Source organism: Streptomyces sp. 2-1, assembly GCF_048564895.1.
In the GTDB taxonomy this organism is placed as follows: domain Bacteria; phylum Actinomycetota; class Actinomycetes; order Streptomycetales; family Streptomycetaceae; genus Streptomyces; species Streptomyces phaeochromogenes.
This window is the reverse complement of sequence record NZ_CP183383.1, coordinates 7,478,522-7,495,001: the sequence shown is the minus strand read 5'-3', so window position 1 is coordinate 7,495,001 and position 16,480 is coordinate 7,478,522. Positions and strand designations below refer to the sequence as shown.

17 protein-coding genes are annotated in these 16,480 nt (G+C 70.3%); 10 read left to right on the top strand and 7 right to left on the bottom strand.

What is annotated here, in order from left to right:
- Nucleotide 1 precedes the first annotated feature (1 nt).
- The 3 genes from ACN20J_RS33120 (at nt 2) to ACN20J_RS33110 (ending at nt 2,954) form a co-directional block, all read left to right on the top strand.
- Nucleotides 2-772, top strand: a complete 771-nt coding sequence (locus tag ACN20J_RS33120) for an ABC transporter permease (protein WP_266754697.1) — start codon at nt 2-4, stop codon at nt 770-772.
- Between the two features lie 110 nt (nt 773-882).
- Entirely contained in the window at nt 883-2,112 is a 1,230-nt protein-coding gene (locus ACN20J_RS33115) for an ABC transporter ATP-binding protein (protein ID WP_190232139.1), read from the top strand.
- Nucleotides 2,109-2,954: an ABC transporter permease gene (locus tag ACN20J_RS33110; RefSeq protein ID WP_190232140.1), complete on the top strand. Its 846-nt coding sequence runs from the start codon at nt 2,109-2,111 to the stop codon at nt 2,952-2,954. Before ACN20J_RS33115 ends, ACN20J_RS33110 begins: the two co-directional genes overlap by 4 nt.
- A 34-nt stretch (nt 2,955-2,988) precedes the next feature.
- Here ACN20J_RS33110 and ACN20J_RS33105 read toward each other — a convergent pair whose 3' ends face one another.
- The gene (locus tag ACN20J_RS33105) at nt 2,989-3,321 is read right to left on the bottom strand and encodes an ATP/GTP-binding protein (RefSeq protein ID WP_189837675.1); all 333 of its coding nucleotides are present in this window, start codon (nt 3,319-3,321) and stop codon (nt 2,989-2,991) included.
- A 218-nt stretch (nt 3,322-3,539) separates the two neighbouring features.
- Here ACN20J_RS33105 and ACN20J_RS33100 point away from each other — a divergent pair, with 218 nt between their 5' ends.
- Entirely contained in the window at nt 3,540-4,568 is a 1,029-nt protein-coding gene (locus ACN20J_RS33100) for an LLM class flavin-dependent oxidoreductase (protein ID WP_189837674.1), read from the top strand.
- 370 nt (nt 4,569-4,938) lie between these two features.
- On the opposite strand, the gene ACN20J_RS33095 is transcribed toward ACN20J_RS33100, so the two are convergent.
- Nucleotides 4,939-5,331 (bottom strand): SCO5389 family protein, encoded by a 393-nt coding sequence (locus ACN20J_RS33095; RefSeq protein WP_055617795.1) that lies wholly within the window; start codon nt 5,329-5,331, stop codon nt 4,939-4,941.
- 287 nt (nt 5,332-5,618) lie between these two features.
- Here ACN20J_RS33095 and nucS point away from each other — a divergent pair, with 287 nt between their 5' ends.
- Nucleotides 5,619-6,299: an endonuclease NucS gene (gene nucS, locus ACN20J_RS33090; protein WP_190232141.1), complete on the top strand. Its 681-nt coding sequence runs from the start codon at nt 5,619-5,621 to the stop codon at nt 6,297-6,299.
- 103 nt (nt 6,300-6,402) lie between these two features.
- On the opposite strand, the gene ACN20J_RS33085 is transcribed toward nucS, so the two are convergent.
- From ACN20J_RS33085 to ACN20J_RS33070, 4 genes are all read right to left on the bottom strand, one after another.
- Nucleotides 6,403-8,889, bottom strand: a complete 2,487-nt coding sequence (locus ACN20J_RS33085) for an ATP-binding protein (RefSeq protein WP_419667416.1) — start codon at nt 8,887-8,889, stop codon at nt 6,403-6,405.
- A gap of 328 nt (nt 8,890-9,217) precedes the next feature.
- Nucleotides 9,218-9,541 carry an STAS domain-containing protein gene (locus ACN20J_RS33080; protein WP_030672301.1) on the bottom strand — a complete coding sequence of 108 codons (324 nt, stop codon included), beginning with the start codon at nt 9,539-9,541 and terminating at the stop codon, nt 9,218-9,220.
- Nucleotides 9,542-9,707: 166 nt separating this feature from the next.
- A complete protein-coding gene (locus ACN20J_RS33075) occupies nt 9,708-10,556 on the bottom strand; it encodes a 3-hydroxyacyl-CoA dehydrogenase family protein (protein ID WP_189837671.1) in 849 nt (282 codons plus the stop codon).
- 165 nt (nt 10,557-10,721) lie between these two features.
- Nucleotides 10,722-11,363 (bottom strand): TetR/AcrR family transcriptional regulator, encoded by a 642-nt coding sequence (locus ACN20J_RS33070; RefSeq protein ID WP_189837670.1) that lies wholly within the window; start codon nt 11,361-11,363, stop codon nt 10,722-10,724.
- Between the two features lie 90 nt (nt 11,364-11,453).
- Between ACN20J_RS33070 and ACN20J_RS33065 the strand changes: the two genes are divergently transcribed.
- The 3 genes from ACN20J_RS33065 to ACN20J_RS33055 are packed head-to-tail and all read left to right on the top strand — an operon-like array spanning nt 11,454 to nt 13,609.
- Entirely contained in the window at nt 11,454-12,236 is a 783-nt protein-coding gene (locus tag ACN20J_RS33065) for an ABC transporter ATP-binding protein (RefSeq protein ID WP_419667415.1), read from the top strand.
- A gap of 37 nt (nt 12,237-12,273) precedes the next feature.
- Nucleotides 12,274-13,023 (top strand): ABC transporter permease, encoded by a 750-nt coding sequence (locus tag ACN20J_RS33060; RefSeq protein WP_419669003.1) that lies wholly within the window; start codon nt 12,274-12,276, stop codon nt 13,021-13,023.
- Nucleotides 13,024-13,036: 13 nt separating this feature from the next.
- On the top strand, nt 13,037-13,609 hold the full coding sequence (locus tag ACN20J_RS33055; protein ID WP_189837668.1) for a cob(I)yrinic acid a,c-diamide adenosyltransferase: 573 nt from the start codon (nt 13,037-13,039) through the stop codon (nt 13,607-13,609).
- A 153-nt stretch (nt 13,610-13,762) separates the two neighbouring features.
- Here ACN20J_RS33055 and ACN20J_RS33050 read toward each other — a convergent pair whose 3' ends face one another.
- Nucleotides 13,763-14,347, bottom strand: coding sequence for a hypothetical protein (locus tag ACN20J_RS33050; protein WP_419667414.1), 585 nt, complete (start codon nt 14,345-14,347; stop codon nt 13,763-13,765).
- 152 nt (nt 14,348-14,499) lie between these two features.
- On the opposite strand from ACN20J_RS33050, the gene ACN20J_RS33045 reads away from it, so the two are divergent.
- Nucleotides 14,500-15,699 carry a sensor histidine kinase gene (locus ACN20J_RS33045; protein WP_361920682.1) on the top strand — a complete coding sequence of 400 codons (1,200 nt, stop codon included), beginning with the start codon at nt 14,500-14,502 and terminating at the stop codon, nt 15,697-15,699.
- Nucleotides 15,696-16,337, top strand: coding sequence for a response regulator transcription factor (locus tag ACN20J_RS33040; protein ID WP_361897332.1), 642 nt, complete (start codon nt 15,696-15,698; stop codon nt 16,335-16,337). Before ACN20J_RS33045 ends, ACN20J_RS33040 begins: the two co-directional genes overlap by 4 nt.
- Nucleotides 16,338-16,480: the final 143 nt, after the last annotated feature.

Here is a 16,480-nt window from a genome sequence, read left to right as displayed (position 1 = left end):
CATGGCCGCGACCCAGGTCGTCCGATCCGAGTGGACCAAGATCCGGTCGGTGGCGTCCACGGTGTGGACGCTCTCTCTCGCCGCGGTGGTCACCGTCGCGCTCGGTGTGCTGATCTCGCTGCTGTCGAAGAACGAGTTCGACGACCTGAGCACGAAGGACCGGCTCTCCTTCGACCCGACGTTCATCAGCTTCGCGGGGATGAGCCTCGGTCAGCTGGCGATGATCGTGTTCGGCGTGCTGGTGGTCTCCAACGAGTACAGCACCGGCATGATCCGCACCTCGCTCGCCGCGGTGCCGCAGCGCGGCACGTTCCTCTTCAGCAAGATCGCGGTGGCGACCGGACTCGCCTTCGTCGTCGCCCTCGCCACCAGCTTCGTCGCCTTCTTCCTCGGCCAGGCGATGCTCGGCTCGCACCGGGCATCGATCGGCGACCCGGGTGTCCTGCGCGCGGTCATCGGCGGCGGCCTCTACATGACCCTCATCGCCCTCTTCTCCATGGGCGTCGCCACGATGCTGCGCAGCCCGATGCTCTCCCTCGGCATCCTGATGCCCTTCTTCTTCCTGATCTCCGCCATCCTCGGCAACGTCGACGCCACCAAGAAGTTCGGCCAGTACCTCCCGGACCAGGCGGGCAGCAAGATCATGCAGGTCGTCACCCCGATCGACGACGATGTGCCGTACGGCCCGTGGGGCGGCCTGGGAATCATGGTCCTGTGGGTGCTGGTGGCGGTGGTGGGCGGATATGTGCTGCTGAAGAAGAGGGACGCGTAGGGCCCACGATTTTGCTCAGCTTTGGGGGGAACCGTCAGCGCCCGGCTATCCTCCTAACCCTTACGGGGGCGTGTGCCCCGACGTCCTGAACCATTCGATGGGTGCGGAGAATGATCGAGGCAGTCGGCCTGACGAAGCGCTATGGCGACAAGACAGCCGTGTACAACCTTTCCTTCCAGGTAAGGCCGGGTTCCGTCACCGGCTTCCTCGGGCCCAACGGGTCGGGCAAGTCGACGACCATGCGCATGATCCTCGGGCTCGACAACCCCAGCTCCGGTCAGGTCACGATCGGCGGCTACCCCTACCGCAAGCTGCCCAACGCCCCCCGCCAGGTCGGCGCGCTCCTCGACGCCAAGGCCGTGCACGGTGGCCGGCACGCCCGCAACCACCTCCTGTGCCTCGCCCAGCTGTCCGGCATCCCGGCCCGCCGCGTGGACGAGGTGCTGGGTGTCGTCGGCCTCCAGGACGTGGCGCGAAAGCGCTCCAAGGGCTTCTCGCTCGGCATGGGCCAGCGGCTCGGCATCGCCGCCGCGCTCCTCGGCGACCCCCAGGTGCTGCTCTTCGACGAGCCGGTCAACGGCCTCGACCCCGAGGGCATCCTCTGGGTGCGGAACCTGATGAAGTCGCTGGCCGCCGAGGGCCGGACCGTCTTCGTCTCCTCCCACCTCATGAGCGAGATGGCGCTCACCGCCGACCACCTCATCGTGATCGGCCGCGGCCAGCTGCTCGCCGACATGAGCGTCCGCGACTTCATCTCGCACAACTCGGCCGACTTCGCCCGCGTGCGTACGCCCGAGACCGAGCCCCAGCAGCGCGAGAAGCTGACGGCGGCGCTGACCGAGGCGGGCGGCCAGGTGCTGCCCGAGCAGGACGGCGCATTGCGTGTCATGGGCCTGCCGCTCCCCCGGATCAGCGACCTCGCGCACAGCGCCGACGTACGCCTGTGGGAGCTCTCCCCGCACCAGGCCTCGCTGGAGGAGGCGTACATGCGGATGACGCAGGGCGCCGTCGACTACCGCTCCACCATCGACCAGCGCGCGGGCTTCGAGCAGGAGCTGCCGCCGGGCGCGATGCCGCCGCAGCAGATGCCGGTGCCGGGTCAGGGCCAGCCGGGCTGGTACGCCCCGCCGCCGCCCCAGCAGGGCGGCCAGCCGTTCGCGATGCCGCAGGCGCAGCCGCCCGCCGGAGCGCCCTCGGGCCCGTACGGCGCCCCGGCCGCGCCCGGAGCCGGAGAGCCCAACCCGTACGCCCAGCCGGCCGGTGCCGCGCCCGCGACCGCCGCCCCGGCGCAGCCCTCCTCCGCCGCCCCCGACCTGACCAAGCCCGAGGACGCCCGATGAGCACGCCCCAGCACCAGATGCAGCAGCAGGGCGCCCCTGCCCCCAACTGGCAGGGCGCGCCCGGGACTTCGTACACCTCGCCGATTCCGATCACGCGTACGCACCTCGGTCACGCGCTCACCTCCGAGTGGACGAAGATCAAGTCGGTGCGCTCCACGATGTGGACGCTCGGTGTCTTCGTGCTGCTGGTCGTCGGCATCGGCTTCCTGGTCGCCGCCCAGACCACCAACGAGGACTTCACGGACGTCCCGTACACGATCCCCGCCTTCTTCGGCCTGATCCTCGGGCAGATCTGTCTGATCACGCTGGGCGTGCTCGTGGTCTCGTCGGAGTACGGCACGGGCATGATCCGTACGACGTTCACGGCGTCGCCCCAGCGCTACCGGGTGCTCACCGCCAAGCTGATGATCTTCTTCGTCGTCGCGTTCGTCGTGTCGGCCCTCTCCATCGGAGTGGTCGGCCTGATCACGTCGGGCATGCACGGCGGATCGTCGGACAACGAGTGGGGCGGGACCGTCCTGCTGGGCGCGCTCTACGTGTCGCTGCTCGGCGTCCTCGCGCTCGCTGTGGGCTCGATGCTGCGGCACTCCGCCGGCGCGATCACCACGATGCTCGGTGTGGTGCTGGTGCCCGCGATCCTGCCCGCGTTCCTGCTGATGTCCGAGAGCATGCGGACGATCGGCGAGAAGATGATGGAGTACAACGCTCCGAACGCGCTCGCCCGGATCTTCCAGATCGACTCGGACAACGGGAACGGCAGTTCCCAGCTCCTCCTCCTCGTCGGCGTGACCGCGGCGGCGATCGCCGGGGCGTACGCGCTGCTGGAGAAGCGGGATGTCTAGGGCGTAGAAAACGTACGGATCTTCGTTCGAAGGTCTAGAACCTCGGGGCGTTCCGGGACCGCTGCACCCGTGTGGTGCGGCGGTCCTTCGCGTTCCAGCAGGCCTTGTGCCAGTGCCGCCGCTCGTCCACACCGGAGTGCTCGGGCCAGGCCACCACGTGCGGGACGCCGGAGGGAATCTGCTGGTCGCAGCCGGGGCAGCGGTACGTCTTGCCCTGGGCACTCGCGCCCGCCACGTGCCGCACGCTCCACGCCTCGCCCTGCCAGCTCTCCGTCGACTGCCAGCCTCCGTAACGGTCGGAGGGATCTCCGTCCGGGCTCCGGCCGGAGTCACCGGCACCCTTGGGACGGTTGCGACGCGGGGACACAGGACACCTCACGGAGCTATACAGGGAGCACGGGCTGTGTCCAGCCTACGCGGAGCACCCAGGGGTACGCGTACGTCACCAACCCCCACAGATCCCCCGCACGGCCGGCTCATTCTGCAGACAATCCGCCAATCTCCCCGCCAAGCCGTGTCCTTGGCACGTGTCAGACGGTTATGCGATGTGGGGGAGCCGCGTCGGCACAAGGAGGCAGGAGTGCGATGCGCGTAGGAAGTTTTGTACTGGCGGCCCAGTTCCCGGGCCAGGGCCAGGGGGAGGCACTGCACCGCGCGGTGCGGTCCGCCGAGGTCGCCGAGGAGGCGGGGCTCGACGCCGTATGGCTGGCCGAGCACCACTTCGTGCCGTACGGGACGTGCCCGTCGGCCATCACGCTCGCGGCGTTACTGCTCGGCCGCACCCGTCGGATCCGGGTCGGCACGGCGGTCAGCGTGCTGCCCACCGTGCACCCCGTGGCGCTCGGCGAGCAGGCCGCGCTGCTCCACGTGACGTCCGGCGGGCGCTTCTCGCTCGGGCTGGGGCGCGGCGGACCGTGGGTGGACCTGGAGGTCTTCGGGACGGGCCTCGACGCGTACGAGAAGGGGTTCCCGGAATCACTCGATCTGCTGGTGCGGTGGCTGCGTGAGCCGTCCGTCGCGGGCGGCTCGGAACGCTTCGCTTTCCGTGAAGTCCCTGTCGTGCCAAGGCCGTCGGAGGCCCTGACGGGCGGCGAGAGCCCCGAGGTCGTCGTCGCCTGCACCTCACCGGCGAGTGTCCGGCTGGCCGCCGAGCGCGGGCTGCCGATGCTCCTGGGGATGCATGTCGGGGACGAGGAGAAGGCGGAGATGGTCACGCTGTGGCGTACGTGCGCGCGCGACGCGGGGTACTCGCCCGAGGCGATCGCGGACGCGGCCCATGTCTCGGCCGGTATCGCCCAGGTCGCGGACCGGCGCACGGACGCGGTCGAGATGCTGCTGAAGGCCATGCCGGGCTGGCTGAAGCAGGGCCTCGACGCCCATGTGACCGTAGACGGCCGGGCCCGCTCGATGCGGGACCCGGTGGCCTACACCGAACTGCTCTGCGGTCTGCACCCGGTGGGCACGCCCCGCCTGTGCGCCGACCGCCTCGCGGCGACCTCCGAGCGCACGGGCATCACGCGCTTCGCGTTGCTCACGGAGGGCTCGGGCGACCTGGCGGCGACCGAGGAGAACGTACGGCGGCTGGGGGGCGAGGTGCTGCCGCGGCTGCGGTGAGCGGGGCCCCGCCCGGGCCGAGCCGAAGAGAACCGCGTCCCGGCCGAGCCGGGATGCGACCGGGCCGAACGGGAGCGCGTCCAGGCCGAACCGCAGTGCGTGCGGACCGAACCGGGGTACGTCCAGGCCGAACCGGAGTGCGTCCTGCCGAGCCCGGGCCCGTGTGCGGCCGGGGGCGAGCCCGTGGGCGGTCGGGGCCGAACTGGCGTACGCATTCCGGGGGTTGGGCCTCGTTCGGTGTCAACAGGCCCGTATCCGACCGGAACAGACCCCTGTCCGGGCCCAACCGGTGTGCGCCGCGGGGAGCTTGCCGCCCCAGTACAAAAGCACCTCCCGCGTACGGAGCGGCAAGCCGTGCGGCATCACTGCCTCAGCAGTCCCGGAACTCCGGCGACTGGTTCAGCAGCTGACTGCGCACCGAGGTGAAACGGGTCAAGGTGTCGTCCACCGAGCCGTCCAGCGGGAACACCGCCACGCGGTGGCAGTTCTGGAAGGCCAGGCGCACCCCGAAGTGCCGCTGCAGCGCACCGCGTATCGCGTCACTCGCGAGCGCACGCAGCAGCTGGCCGCGCGCCTGCTCGTCCGGCGGAGGCGTCTGGTTGTCGGCGAAGTTGCCGCCGTCCACCTTCAGCTGAGCCACCAGGGAGCTGATCATCTCCCATGCGTAGGGCAGGGAAATCCGGACGCAGTCGACGAATTCCGCTTCGTCGACCTCGCCTCGCTCGGCCTTTTCGAGTAGGGCCGGTGAGACGTCCAGCGACATGGGTTCTCCTCTCGCACCCCCTCGGCAGAGGGGGTTGACGGACAGGGAAGGAGAGCGCGACGCCGAACACGCTGAGTACACGCGTCGCGACCTCCCGTTTATACGGTAGGCAACTGTTCGTGGCCGCACCAGGACATTGAGAAACCAGGGGAGACTCAACCTGCTCACAACCAGCCACTTTCGAACAGGGCTTATCCGGGGAAACAGGGGCGACAGGAAGAGTTGCGGTCAAGCGGGCCCATGGGCGGATCGCGCCGACCCTTGCCGGTCGAGTAGCGTTGCCGACCATGCGTCTCGTCATTGCCCGCTGCTCCGTTGACTACGCGGGCCGGCTCACCGCCCATCTCCCGTCGGCCCCCCGCCTGATCCTTGTGAAGGCCGACGGCAGTGTCTCGATCCATGCGGACGACCGGGCCTACAAGCCCCTCAACTGGATGTCGCCGCCCTGCACGCTGAAGGAGGGTTCGGGAGACGATGAAGGCACAGCGGGTGTCTGGACCGTCATCAACAAGGCGGGCGAGAAGCTCATCATCACGATGGAGGAGGTCCTCCACGACTCCTCGCACGAACTCGGTGTGGACCCCGGCCTGATCAAGGACGGCGTGGAGGCGCACCTTCAGGAGCTCCTCGCCGACCGCATCGACACCCTCGGCGAGGGCTACTCGCTGATCCGCCGCGAGTACATGACGGCGATCGGCCCGGTCGACATCCTGTGCCGTGACGGCGCCGGCCAGACCGTCGCCGTGGAGATCAAGCGGCGCGGCGAGATCGACGGCGTGGAGCAACTCACGCGCTATCTGGAGCTGTTGAACCGCGACCCGCACCTCGCACCGGTCCGCGGCATCTTCGCGGCCCAGGAGATCAAGCCCCAGGCCCGCGTCCTCGCCACCGACCGGGGCATCGGCTGCACGGTCCTCGACTACAACGCGCTGCGCGGCATCGAGGACGACAAGCTGCGGCTGTTCTGACGGCCACGAGGTTCTTCCCTACGGCACGACAGTGGGCCGGGTCCTTGGTGGAGGACCCGGCCCACTGTCGGTGGTGCCGTACGCGGGTGTCGTACCCCGGGTGTCAGATCGTCGGCGAGCCGCCGTCCGCCGGGCTGCTCGCGGCGCTGCTGCTCTCGGCCGGGCTGGAGGCCGGGCCGCTGGCCGAGTCGGAGGTCTCCGGTGTGGTCGGCGGAGTCTCGCTCGGCTCACCGGTCGGATCGGGGTCGGTCGGTGTCGGAGTCGGCGTGGGTGTCGGCGTCGGACTGGTCGGCGGCTTCGGCGAAGTCGGCGGCTTGGGCGAGGTCGGCGGCTTCGTCGTGGGCTTGCTGGTGCTCGGTTCCTTCGTCCCGGTCGGGTCGTCCGAGGGCTTCGTGCTCGAAGTCGGCGCCGGGTCGTCCGAGGTCCCGATGATCCCGTCGTCGCCCGGGTCGGTGGGACGGCTCGTCGAGTCCGCGTCGCCGCCCTTGTTCGGCCGGTCCGCGCCGAGTCCGTTGCCGTCGTCGCCCGCGCTGGCCGACGGGTTGGGGCCGACCTGCTCCGACGGGATGTTGTCGTCCGGGTTGGAGGTCGCGCCGAGCGTCACCACCGTGCCGAGCACTGCGGCGAGGAGCGCGCCCGCGCCCGCCGCCGCGAGGTTGCGCCGGGTGCCGTTGACCAGGCCCTTGACGCGGCCCGGCTTCGCCGCGGAGGCGGAACCGCTGCGGCTGATGACCGTCGCGGGCTCGCCCGACGGCTGGAGCGAGGGGACCGGAGTGAATCCGGACGGTACGCCACCGGGCGGCGACGCCGACTCCTCGTACCGCGCGTCGGGCACCTCCTCGCCCGCCGTCGCACCGATCCCGGCGGGCGGTGTGGTGCCGGTGCGGTCCGCGACCAGGGCGAGGGCGCGGCGGCCGGCGACGGTGCCGCGCTTCTCGGCGAGGGCGCCGCGCAGCCCGATGGACGCCTCCAACTCGGTGCGGGCCCGGTCGAACTGCCCGGCGCAGAGCGCGAGGACGCCCAGCTCGTGGTGGAAATAGGCCTGATCCGAGACCTCGCCGGACAGCCGGGCCGCCTCGGCGCCCGAGCGCAGCGCACGCTCCCAGGCGCTCCAGTGCAGCCCCGCGGCGAACGCGGGCGCGGCCGTGCGCGCCAGCCGTACGGCAGTCGCGCTCTCCTCGTCCTCGACCGGCGGCTCCGTGAGGGGTGCCAGGGCGGTCAGCGCGGCGAGCACGGCGTCCGCCTCGGCGGCGACCCGCTCCGGGGTGACCGACGGATGCCCCGCCCACCAGGCGTAGTGCTCCGCGGCGGAGCGTGCCTTCTCCTCGGCGTCGGAGGCGTATCCGGCGGCCTCCAGCTGGGTCTGTACGCCCGCCGCGAGCCGGTAGTGCGAGCCGACCGGGGTGACGAGCGCGCAGCCGACGAGCTCGGCGAGCGCGGCGTCCGCGTGCGTGTCCCCCACCAGTGCCGGCAGATGCGCCTGGTGCGGCACCTCGCCGTCCAGCGCGACGGCGAAGCGCAGCGTGGCGCGCGCCGACTCGCTGAGCCGGGTCGCGAGGAGCGCGGCCGGGGCGGCGCCCTCGGCGAGCGACGGCAGCGGTACGTCGTGGCCGTCCTCGGCGTCGAAGGGCGCGTCCACGGGCGCGTCCTCGTAGTAGCCGAACTCGTCGAAGGCGTTCGGGTCGGCGCGCAGCTGGTCGCGCTGCCGCAGCAGCGCACCGGCCTGCACGAAGCGCAGCGGCAGCCCCTCGGACTCGAACCAGAGGTCTCCCGCCCAGTTCGCCTCGTCCTCGGTCAGGACGCGGCCGACGGCGCGCTCCAGCAGTTCGAGACCGCCGCCGCGGCCGAGGCCGCCGAGGAAGACCTCTTCGAGGAGCGAGTCGGTCGACGGCGCGGGAACGTCCGGTGTCGCGGAGATCAGGAAGGCGCACTCGGGGGTCGCGTCGAGCAGTTCGTCGAGCGCGCCGGCGCCGAATTCCACGTCGTCCAGGACGACGACAGCGCCGATCTCGTGGACGAGTGCGAGCAGCTCCTCGCGCTCCGGCCGGTGCAGCGGAGCGTTGAAGACGGCGGCGAAGAGGTCGTGCAGGAGATCGTCCGGGGAACGGCGGTGGCCGCTGAGGCGCACCACGCCGTCCGGGGCGAGGTCCGCGCAGTCGTCGGCGACGGCGTCCAGGAGCACGGTGCGGCCCGAGCCCGAGGGTCCGGTGAGCCGGACCGAGCGCCCGCGCGCGAGCAGGCGTACAAGCCGCTCACGCTCCTCCTGCCGCTCCAGGAGCGGCAGTCTGGGCAGTGCGGCCCCGGGTGGTACGGGAGGTCGTGTCGAGCGGGCCAGCTCGGCCCGGTCGGCTGCGCTGTACTTCGTGGGCCGCGGCGGTCGCTCGCCCGGTGGGCAGAGCTCGATCTCGCTGCCGTCGACGGGATTGACGGTGAGCAGATGGTCGCCCGACACGAGTTGGACGGTGCGGGCCAGTGCTGGCGTGTGCTGACCGAAGTCGGACGTCAGAGGATCGCGCGGCGGGCGCTGTCGTGGCGCCGAGCCGTCGTCGTCCTGGCCGTACTCTTCGGGTCCCCGGTTCATCGGGTCCATAGGTCCAAGCCCCCCAAAAGCGTGGTGTGCCGAGCCCCTCCCGGCCTTGCTGCACACTGCGCTGTCGCTTCTGGTCCGGTGCCCGCTCACGGGTTCGTCAAGACGCGGGCAGCCGAACCCTAAACCTTCGCACAGTATCTACGAACACACGGGGTACCGCGCCGTCCGAGACGTCACAGCTTCGTGAGGATTGTTCGCGACATACGTTTCGTACGATCGCTTCCTACCGGATCTTCGCCGTTTGCGACAGTGACGCCGAGTCACATCCAGGAGCGGTGCCGGGTCACATCCAGTGGCGGCGGGGGTCACGCCCGGGAGGGGCGCGGGGTCACACCCGGGGCAGCGACTCGACGCCGATGCCGCCCTCGATCGCCAGGATCCGGTGGAGCCGGGTGGCCACCAGCAGTCGCTGCATCTGCGGCGGGACGCCGCGCAGCACAAGCCTCCGGCCGCACCGCCCCGCCCGCCGGTGGGCCCCCATGATGACACCGAGCCCGGTGGCGTCCCAGGAGTCCAGCTCTGACAGGTCGAGCACCAGGTCGCCGACGCCGTCGTCGACTGCCGAGTGCAGGACCGTACGGGCGTCCGCCGCGCTGCGGACGTCGAGGCGGCCCCCGACGACCAGCTCGGCGTGGTCGCCCCTGATGTACATATGCGCTCCCCGAGAGTGCGTTTTCGTACGCTGCGTCTTCGTCGTGTCCTGTGTTGCCAGGACTGACTGCCGTACCGGGGCAGAAGTTGCCCTCTGTAAGCGAACCGATACCGAATTCACTCCGAGGAGTGACCGGTCGAAGATCACCACAGAGTCAGTACGTGTATCAGTACGTGTAGAAGCCTTGCCCGCTCTTACGGCCGATGTCACCGGCGTCAACCATCCGGCGCATCAGCTCCGGCGGGGCGAACTTCTCGTCCTGGGACTCGGTGTAGATGTTGCTGGTCGCGTGCAGAAGGATGTCGACACCCGTGAGGTCGGCGGTGGCGAGAGGACCCATCGCGTGACCGAAGCCCAGCTTGCAGGCGAGGTCGATGTCCTCGGCGGTCGCCACGCCCGACTCGTACAGCTTGGCCGCCTCGACGACGAGCGCCGAGATGAGCCGGGTGGTCACGAAGCCGGCGACGTCACGGTTGACGACGATGCAGGTCTTGCCGACCGACTCGGCGAACTCCCGCGCGGTGGCGAGGGTTTCGTCGCTCGTCTTGTAGCCGCGGACGAGCTCGCAGAGCTGCATCATCGGGACCGGCGAGAAGAAGTGGACGCCGACGACCCGCTCCGGGCGCTCGGTGGCCGCCGCGATCTTGGTGATCGGGATGGCGGAGGTGTTGGAGGCGAGTACGGTCTCGTCCTTCACCAGCTTGTCGAGCGTACGGAAGATCTCGTGCTTGACTTCCAGCTTCTCGAAGACGGCCTCGACGACGATGTCGGCGTCCGCGACCGCGTCCAGGTCGGTCGTCGTGGTGATACGGCCCAGCGCCTGCTCGGCCGCGCCGGCGTCAAGCTTCCCCTTGCTCACGAACTTGTCGTACGAGGCCTTGATGCCGTCGGTGCCACGGGTCAACGCCTCGTCGGTGACATCGCGCAGGACGACGTCCCAGCCGGCCTGTGCGGAGACCTGGGCGATACCTGAACCCATGAGTCCGGCCCCGATGACGGCGAGCTTCCCTGCCACTGTCCGACTCCCCTGCTGCGTTTTCCCGGCGTTGACCATCGCGGGACAACCCGGGTAACACGCTGTCGGGTTGCCTCTTCGGCGGACCCTAGCGCTCGTCAGGCGCTGTGTGACCGGTAAGTAACGCGCGTCACGTCTCATAGGACGGACATCACACCGAGCGGCTCATTCCGCCGCCCGTACGGCGTAGTTGAGGACCTTCTCGCTCAAAAGGTCCTCCATGCCGTCGAGGAGGGTCAGCACTTCCCGGGACACGTCGGCCGGATCGCGGCGCGCCATCATCTCGCGGCTGATGTTGCTCATGACCGTCTGGTGGAGCCAGCCGATCTGCCCGGCCATCAGACCCGGAGTCGGATCGTCCGGATCGGCGCCCGTCTCCTCGCGCAGCGCCGCCTCCAGGTCGTCGTGGACCTCCTGCTGAAGGCTCCACAGGCGGGACCTGAGGGCGGGCGCGTCATGGATGACCCGCATGAAGCGGTCGTACCCCTCCATCAGTCCGACCCGGGGCGAGACCGCCTCGACCTCCTCGCGCAGCTCGCGCAGGACGGCGACGGCTGCCGACTCGCCGACGCGCCGGCCTCGCACCCAGCGCGAGAGCCGGTCGACGACTCCCCTGCTGCGGTCGAAGAAGAGGTCCTCCTTGGCCGGGAAGTAGTTGTAGACGGTGTTCACGGAGACGTCGGCCGCGTCCGCGACCTCGGCCATGGTCACCGTCACGAAGCCGTGCTCCAGGAACAGTCCCGTGGCGATGTCCGAGATGCGCTGCCTGGTCTCGCGCTTCTTCCGCTCCCTGAGCCCCTCTGCCATGGCTTCATCGTAGGCCGGACCGATGATTTCTGGTCTCTCTGAAATTTTGGTGGCATTGCAAAATTTAAGTCCCTCTGTTTTTCTTGGCGCATGCCCATCATCAGCACGGCCGGCCTCGCCCGGACCTTCCAGACCAGACGCGGCCCCGTCGAGGCGGTCCGCGGCATCGACCTCACCGTCCGGGCGGGCGAGATCCTCGGTTTCCTCGGCCCCAACGGAGCGGGCAAGACCACCACGCTCCGGATGCTCACGACCCTGCTGGCCCCGACCGGCGGTGCCGCCACCGTCGCGGGCCACGACCTGGCCACCGACCCGGAGGGCGTCCGCCTCGCGTGCGGGTACGTGGCGCAGTCGGGCGGGGTCGACCCCCAGATCTCCGTACGCGAGGAACTCGTCACGCAGGGGCGGCTCTACCGCCTGACCAGGGTTCAGGCGGCGGAGCGGGCCGAGGAGTTGGCCCGCGACCTGGGCCTCACCGACCTCCTCGACCGGAAGACGTCGGCGCTCTCCGGCGGCCAGCGCCGGCGTCTCGACATCGCGCTCGGCCTCACCCACCGCCCGAAGGTGCTGTTCCTCGACGAGCCGACCACGGGCCTCGACCCGGCGAGCCGGGCGGACCTCTGGGACCTGGTCCGACGACTGCGGGACGACCACGGCACGACCGTCTTCCTCACCACCCACTACCTCGACGAGGCGGACGCGCTCGCGGACCGGCTCGTGGTCGTCGACCAGGGCGTCGTGGTGGCGGAGGGCACGCCGAGCGCGCTCAAGCTCCGGTACGGAGGGTCGATCGACGCGACGCTCCAGGACACGTTCCTCGCCATCACGGGCCGCGGCCCCGCGCCCGCGGACTCCACCCCCGTAGCCGTCTGACCGCCCATCCCTCCCATCCATCCAGGACGTGACGACCGTGCTTCTCCAGGACACCGCGCTGATCTTCGGGCGCTACATGCGCCAGACCCTGCGCTCCAGGTTCGCGATGCTCTTCGGCGTACTGATGCCGCTGCTGTACCTGCTCTTCTTCGGCCCGCTGCTCACCGATCTGCCGCTGGGCGGCGGCGGGAGCTCCTGGCAGGTCCTGGTCCCCGGACTGCTGCTCCAACTCGGTCTGTTCGGGGCCGCGTTCGCCGGATTCATGATCATCGTCGAGAAAGGCCACGGGGTCGTGGAGCGGATGCGCGTCACCCCGGTCAGCCGGCTCGCACTCCTGCTCGGCCGGGTGCTGCGCGACACGGCGGTCTTCGTCTTCCAGGCGGTCCTGCTGGTCCTGGCCGCCCTGGCGATGGGCCTGCGCGCACCGCTGGCAGGCATCCTGATCGGCTTCGCGTTCGTCGCGCTGCTCACCGTCTCGCTGGCCTCGCTGTCGTACGCGCTGGCCATGCGCCTCAGCTCGGCCCACACGTTCGGCCCGACGATCAACGCGCTGACCATGCCGTCCATGCTCCTGTCCGGCCTCATGCTCCCCATGTCCCTGGCGCCCGGCTGGCTGGACGCCCTCTCGCACGTCATGCCCTTCCGCTATCTGGTGGACGCGATGCGGGACGCGTACGTCGGCTCGTACGCGACCGCCTCCATGGCGTACGGCGTCCTGGTGGCCGTCGGTCTCGCGGGACTCGCCGTGACGGTGGGCACACGAGTGTTCCGGAAGGCCGGGGCGTAACTACGCTGGCCGCATGGTCAATCTGACGCGCATCTACACCAGGACCGGCGACCGGGGCACGACGAACCTGGGCGACATGAGCCGGGTCGCCAAGACCGACCCGCGGATCTCGGCGTACGCCGACGCCAACGAGGCGAACGCGGCCATCGGCACGGCGATCGCCCTCGGCGCCCTCGACGAGGAGATCGTCAAGGTCCTCACCCGCGTCCAGAACGACCTCTTCGACGTGGGCGCGGACCTCTCCACGCCGGTCGCCGAGAACCCCGAGTTCCCTCCCCTGCGGGTCGAGCAGTTCTACATCGACAAGCTGGAGGCGGACTGCGACCACTTCAACGAACAACTGGAGAAGCTCCGCTCCTTCATCCTCCCCGGCGGCACCCCGGGCGCGGCCCTCCTCCACCAGGCGTGCACGGTGGTCCGCCGCGCCGAACGCTCGACCTGGGCGGCGCTGGAGACCCACGACCAGATCATGAACCCCCTGACGGCGACCTACCTGAACCGCCTGTCGGACTTGCTCTTCATCCTGGCAAGAGCGGCAAACAAGGAGACGGGCGACGTCCTCTGGGTCCCGGGAGGCGAACGCTGAGTACGTTTCAGGGGGCACCGGGGACGATTCAGGGGCGCGGGGAACTGCGCAGTCTTTTGGCTTTTGGCTTTTAGGGGCGCGGGGAACTGCGCGACCAGCACCGACCCACCCGCAGCGAACGAGCCACGTTCTCCCCCACCCCCCGGCGGAGCCTCACTTCTTGGTGAGGCTCCGCTCCACCGACGCCCCCTCCCCGGCGGAGCCCTCCGGCGCCTTCTTGGGCCAGATCAGGTAAGTCAACGCGATCACCCCGTGAATCCCGGCCGCCCGCCAAGCCACATACCGCCAGCTCTCCAACGACCCCGTACTCCCCGAATCCCCGACGTACCAGATGGCGACCTGCAACAACCCGGTCGCAACCCCCGCCGCGACCACGGACCCCATCCACACCTTGCCCTCGTGCCGGGCCCGAGCCATCCCGTACCGCGGCGGCCCGACGGGCCGAGCCGCACCCCCGAGCCGATGAGCCGCATGCCCGTCGAGCCACTTCACCGTCCGGTGGCCATGCCCCACGGTGTAGCCGATGTACAGCGCGGCCAGCCCGTGCTTCCAGCTCGGCTCCGCCCCGTCCTTCAGGTCCATCGCGGTGACGACCAGCAGCACGACCTCCAGCAGCGGCTCGCACAACAGCAGAGCCAGCCCCATGCGGGGCATCTTGAACAGATAGCGGAAGGCGAGGCCCGCGGCCAGCAGCACCCAGAAGCCGACCTCGCATACGACGATCAGCGTGACGATCACGACTCGCTCCTCTCGGTCACCCTTCCAGGCTCCCGTCGCCCCGGGCCGCGATCGTCGTCGCCAGTGACGAAACGGCACTGCATCCTTCGATGTAGCCGAGGACCGTCCCCCGGGATCAGGCATCGGCGGCGCACTCCGTGTTGGATGGAGTCATGGCCGTACGACTCCCCCGCCCCCACCGAGACGACGTGCGGATCGCGGCCGCGGGACTGCTCGGCGGGCTGTTCCTGTACGCGGTCGGTCTTGGCACCCGGCCGGCCGACGAGCCGATCGTCCTGTGGTCCGACAGCCGGGCACTGCTGATCCCGCTCGTCGTGATGACGGGCTGCGAGCTGCTGCGCAGGACCATGCCGCGCACGGCCCTGCTCGTCGGCACGGTCGCTTTGGTCGCGGACCTCTTCACGCGGGGCAGCCTGGCCACCGTCGTGATGTTCACCGACCTCGTGTACGCGGCGGTGCTGTACGGGCCGCCCGCTTCCGCCCGGCGCATCCCGTGGATCACCGGGCTGCTCACGGTGGCCGGAACGATCGCACCCGTGGCGATCTGGCGTCAGCCGGAGGCCCTACTCATCGGTGCGGGCGTCGGCATCGTGTCGCTGGCACCGGCCGCCACCGGCTGGATCGTGCGCAACCACCGCGACGCCGCCGAAGCGGCCCGCCTCCGCGCCGAACAGACCGCCCTGCTCGCCGAGATGGACCGCACCCAGGCCGTCACCGCCGAACGGGCGCGCATGGCACGCGAGTTGCACGACATGGTCGCCAACCACCTGTCCGCGATCGCCATCCACTCCACGGCCGCGCTCTCGCTGGACGACCCCGACACCTCGAAGCAGGCCCTCGGCGTGATCCGCGAGAACAGCGTCGAGGGGCTCGCCGAGATGCGCCGCCTGATCGGCATCCTGCGCGACAGCAGCGGCGACACGGAGGCGGTCGCCGCGCCCACCCTCGACGGACTCGGCGCGCTGGTGGACCAGGCCCGCGCCAACGGCCTCGACGTGGACCTGGACTGCACGCACACGGCGCTCCCCGCCCCGGTCGAACTGGCCGCCTACCGCATCGTGCAGGAGTGCCTGACCAACGCCCTCAAGCACGCCTCCCCCGGCCGGGTCACCGTCGCCCTCGCCCAGCGCGACCACTCCCTGGACGTGCGGGTGACCAGCCCCTACGGCGGTGCCCGGGACGACGGCCCGCGCGCCCCCGGCTCGGGCGCCGGCCTGATAGGGATGCGCGAGCGGGTCGCCCTGCTGCACGGCACGTTCGAGGCGGGACCCGTCGGTGACCCGGCCTCCGCCGACGGCAAGACCTGGACCGTACGCGCCACCCTCCCGATCACCGAAGGAGAAACCGAATGATCCGTGTGCTCGTCGCCGAGGACCAGTCCGCCGTACGCGCCGGTCTCGTCCTCATCCTGCGCAGCGCCCCCGACATCGAGGTGGTCGGCGAGGCGGCGGACGGCGAGCAGGCGGTGGCCCTGGCCCGGGAACTGCGGCCCGACCTCGTTCTGATGGACATTCAGATGCCCCGTCTCGACGGCGTCTCCGCCACCCGTCAGGTCGTCGCCGAGCGCCTCGCCGACGTGCTCGTACTGACCACGTTCGACCTGGACGAGTACGTCTTCGGCGCGCTGCGCGCGGGCGCCGCCGGCTTCCTGCTGAAGAACACCGAGGCGCGTCAACTCCTCGACGCCGTGCGGACGGTGGCGCGCGGCGAGGGCCTGATCGCGCCCGCGGTGACCCGTCGGCTGATCTCCGAGTTCGCGGCGAAGCCCGTACGCGAGCCGACGGCCGACCCGTCCGTCCTCGACGCGCTGACGCGACGGGAGCGGGAGGTGCTGTCCTGCCTCGGGGAAGGCCTGTCCAACGCGGAGATCGGTGTACGTCTCGACATGGCGGAGGCGACCGTGAAGACGCACGTCAGCCGCCTGCTGGGCAAGCTCGAACTGCGCAGCCGGGTCCAAGCGGCGGTCCTGGCACAGGAGTTGGGCGTGTAGCCGACAAGCCTCCGCGAGCGGCGGCGCACGCCGGCCGGCGCTTGTAACAAGTAGCCGCCCGGCACCCCCGCAGTGGTCTGGACCTATTGACCTATGGTCCAGACCTTTCTATTGTCCTGCGCACATCATCAAACTCCCCATAG

Excerpts from the sequence above, each read along its gene's own strand:
- ACN20J_RS33120 (WP_266754697.1), top strand. The coding sequence starts at position 2 with ATGGCCGCGACCCAGGTCGTCCGATCCGAGTGGACCAAGATCCGGTCG.
- ACN20J_RS33115 (WP_190232139.1), top strand. The coding sequence starts at position 883 with ATGATCGAGGCAGTCGGCCTGACGAAGCGCTATGGCGACAAGACAGCC.
- ACN20J_RS33110 (WP_190232140.1), top strand. The coding sequence starts at position 2,109 with ATGAGCACGCCCCAGCACCAGATGCAGCAGCAGGGCGCCCCTGCCCCC.
- ACN20J_RS33100 (WP_189837674.1), top strand. The coding sequence starts at position 3,540 with ATGCGCGTAGGAAGTTTTGTACTGGCGGCCCAGTTCCCGGGCCAGGGC.
- ACN20J_RS33095 (WP_055617795.1), bottom strand. The coding sequence starts at position 5,331 with ATGTCGCTGGACGTCTCACCGGCCCTACTCGAAAAGGCCGAGCGAGGC.
- nucS (WP_190232141.1), top strand. The coding sequence starts at position 5,619 with ATGCGTCTCGTCATTGCCCGCTGCTCCGTTGACTACGCGGGCCGGCTC.
- ACN20J_RS33085 (WP_419667416.1), bottom strand. The coding sequence starts at position 8,889 with ATGGACCCGATGAACCGGGGACCCGAAGAGTACGGCCAGGACGACGAC.
- ACN20J_RS33080 (WP_030672301.1), bottom strand. The coding sequence starts at position 9,541 with ATGTACATCAGGGGCGACCACGCCGAGCTGGTCGTCGGGGGCCGCCTC.
- ACN20J_RS33070 (WP_189837670.1), bottom strand. The coding sequence starts at position 11,363 with ATGGCAGAGGGGCTCAGGGAGCGGAAGAAGCGCGAGACCAGGCAGCGC.
- ACN20J_RS33065 (WP_419667415.1), top strand. The coding sequence starts at position 11,454 with ATGCCCATCATCAGCACGGCCGGCCTCGCCCGGACCTTCCAGACCAGA.
- ACN20J_RS33055 (WP_189837668.1), top strand. The coding sequence starts at position 13,037 with ATGGTCAATCTGACGCGCATCTACACCAGGACCGGCGACCGGGGCACG.
- ACN20J_RS33045 (WP_361920682.1), top strand. The coding sequence starts at position 14,500 with ATGGCCGTACGACTCCCCCGCCCCCACCGAGACGACGTGCGGATCGCG.
- ACN20J_RS33040 (WP_361897332.1), top strand. The coding sequence starts at position 15,696 with ATGATCCGTGTGCTCGTCGCCGAGGACCAGTCCGCCGTACGCGCCGGT.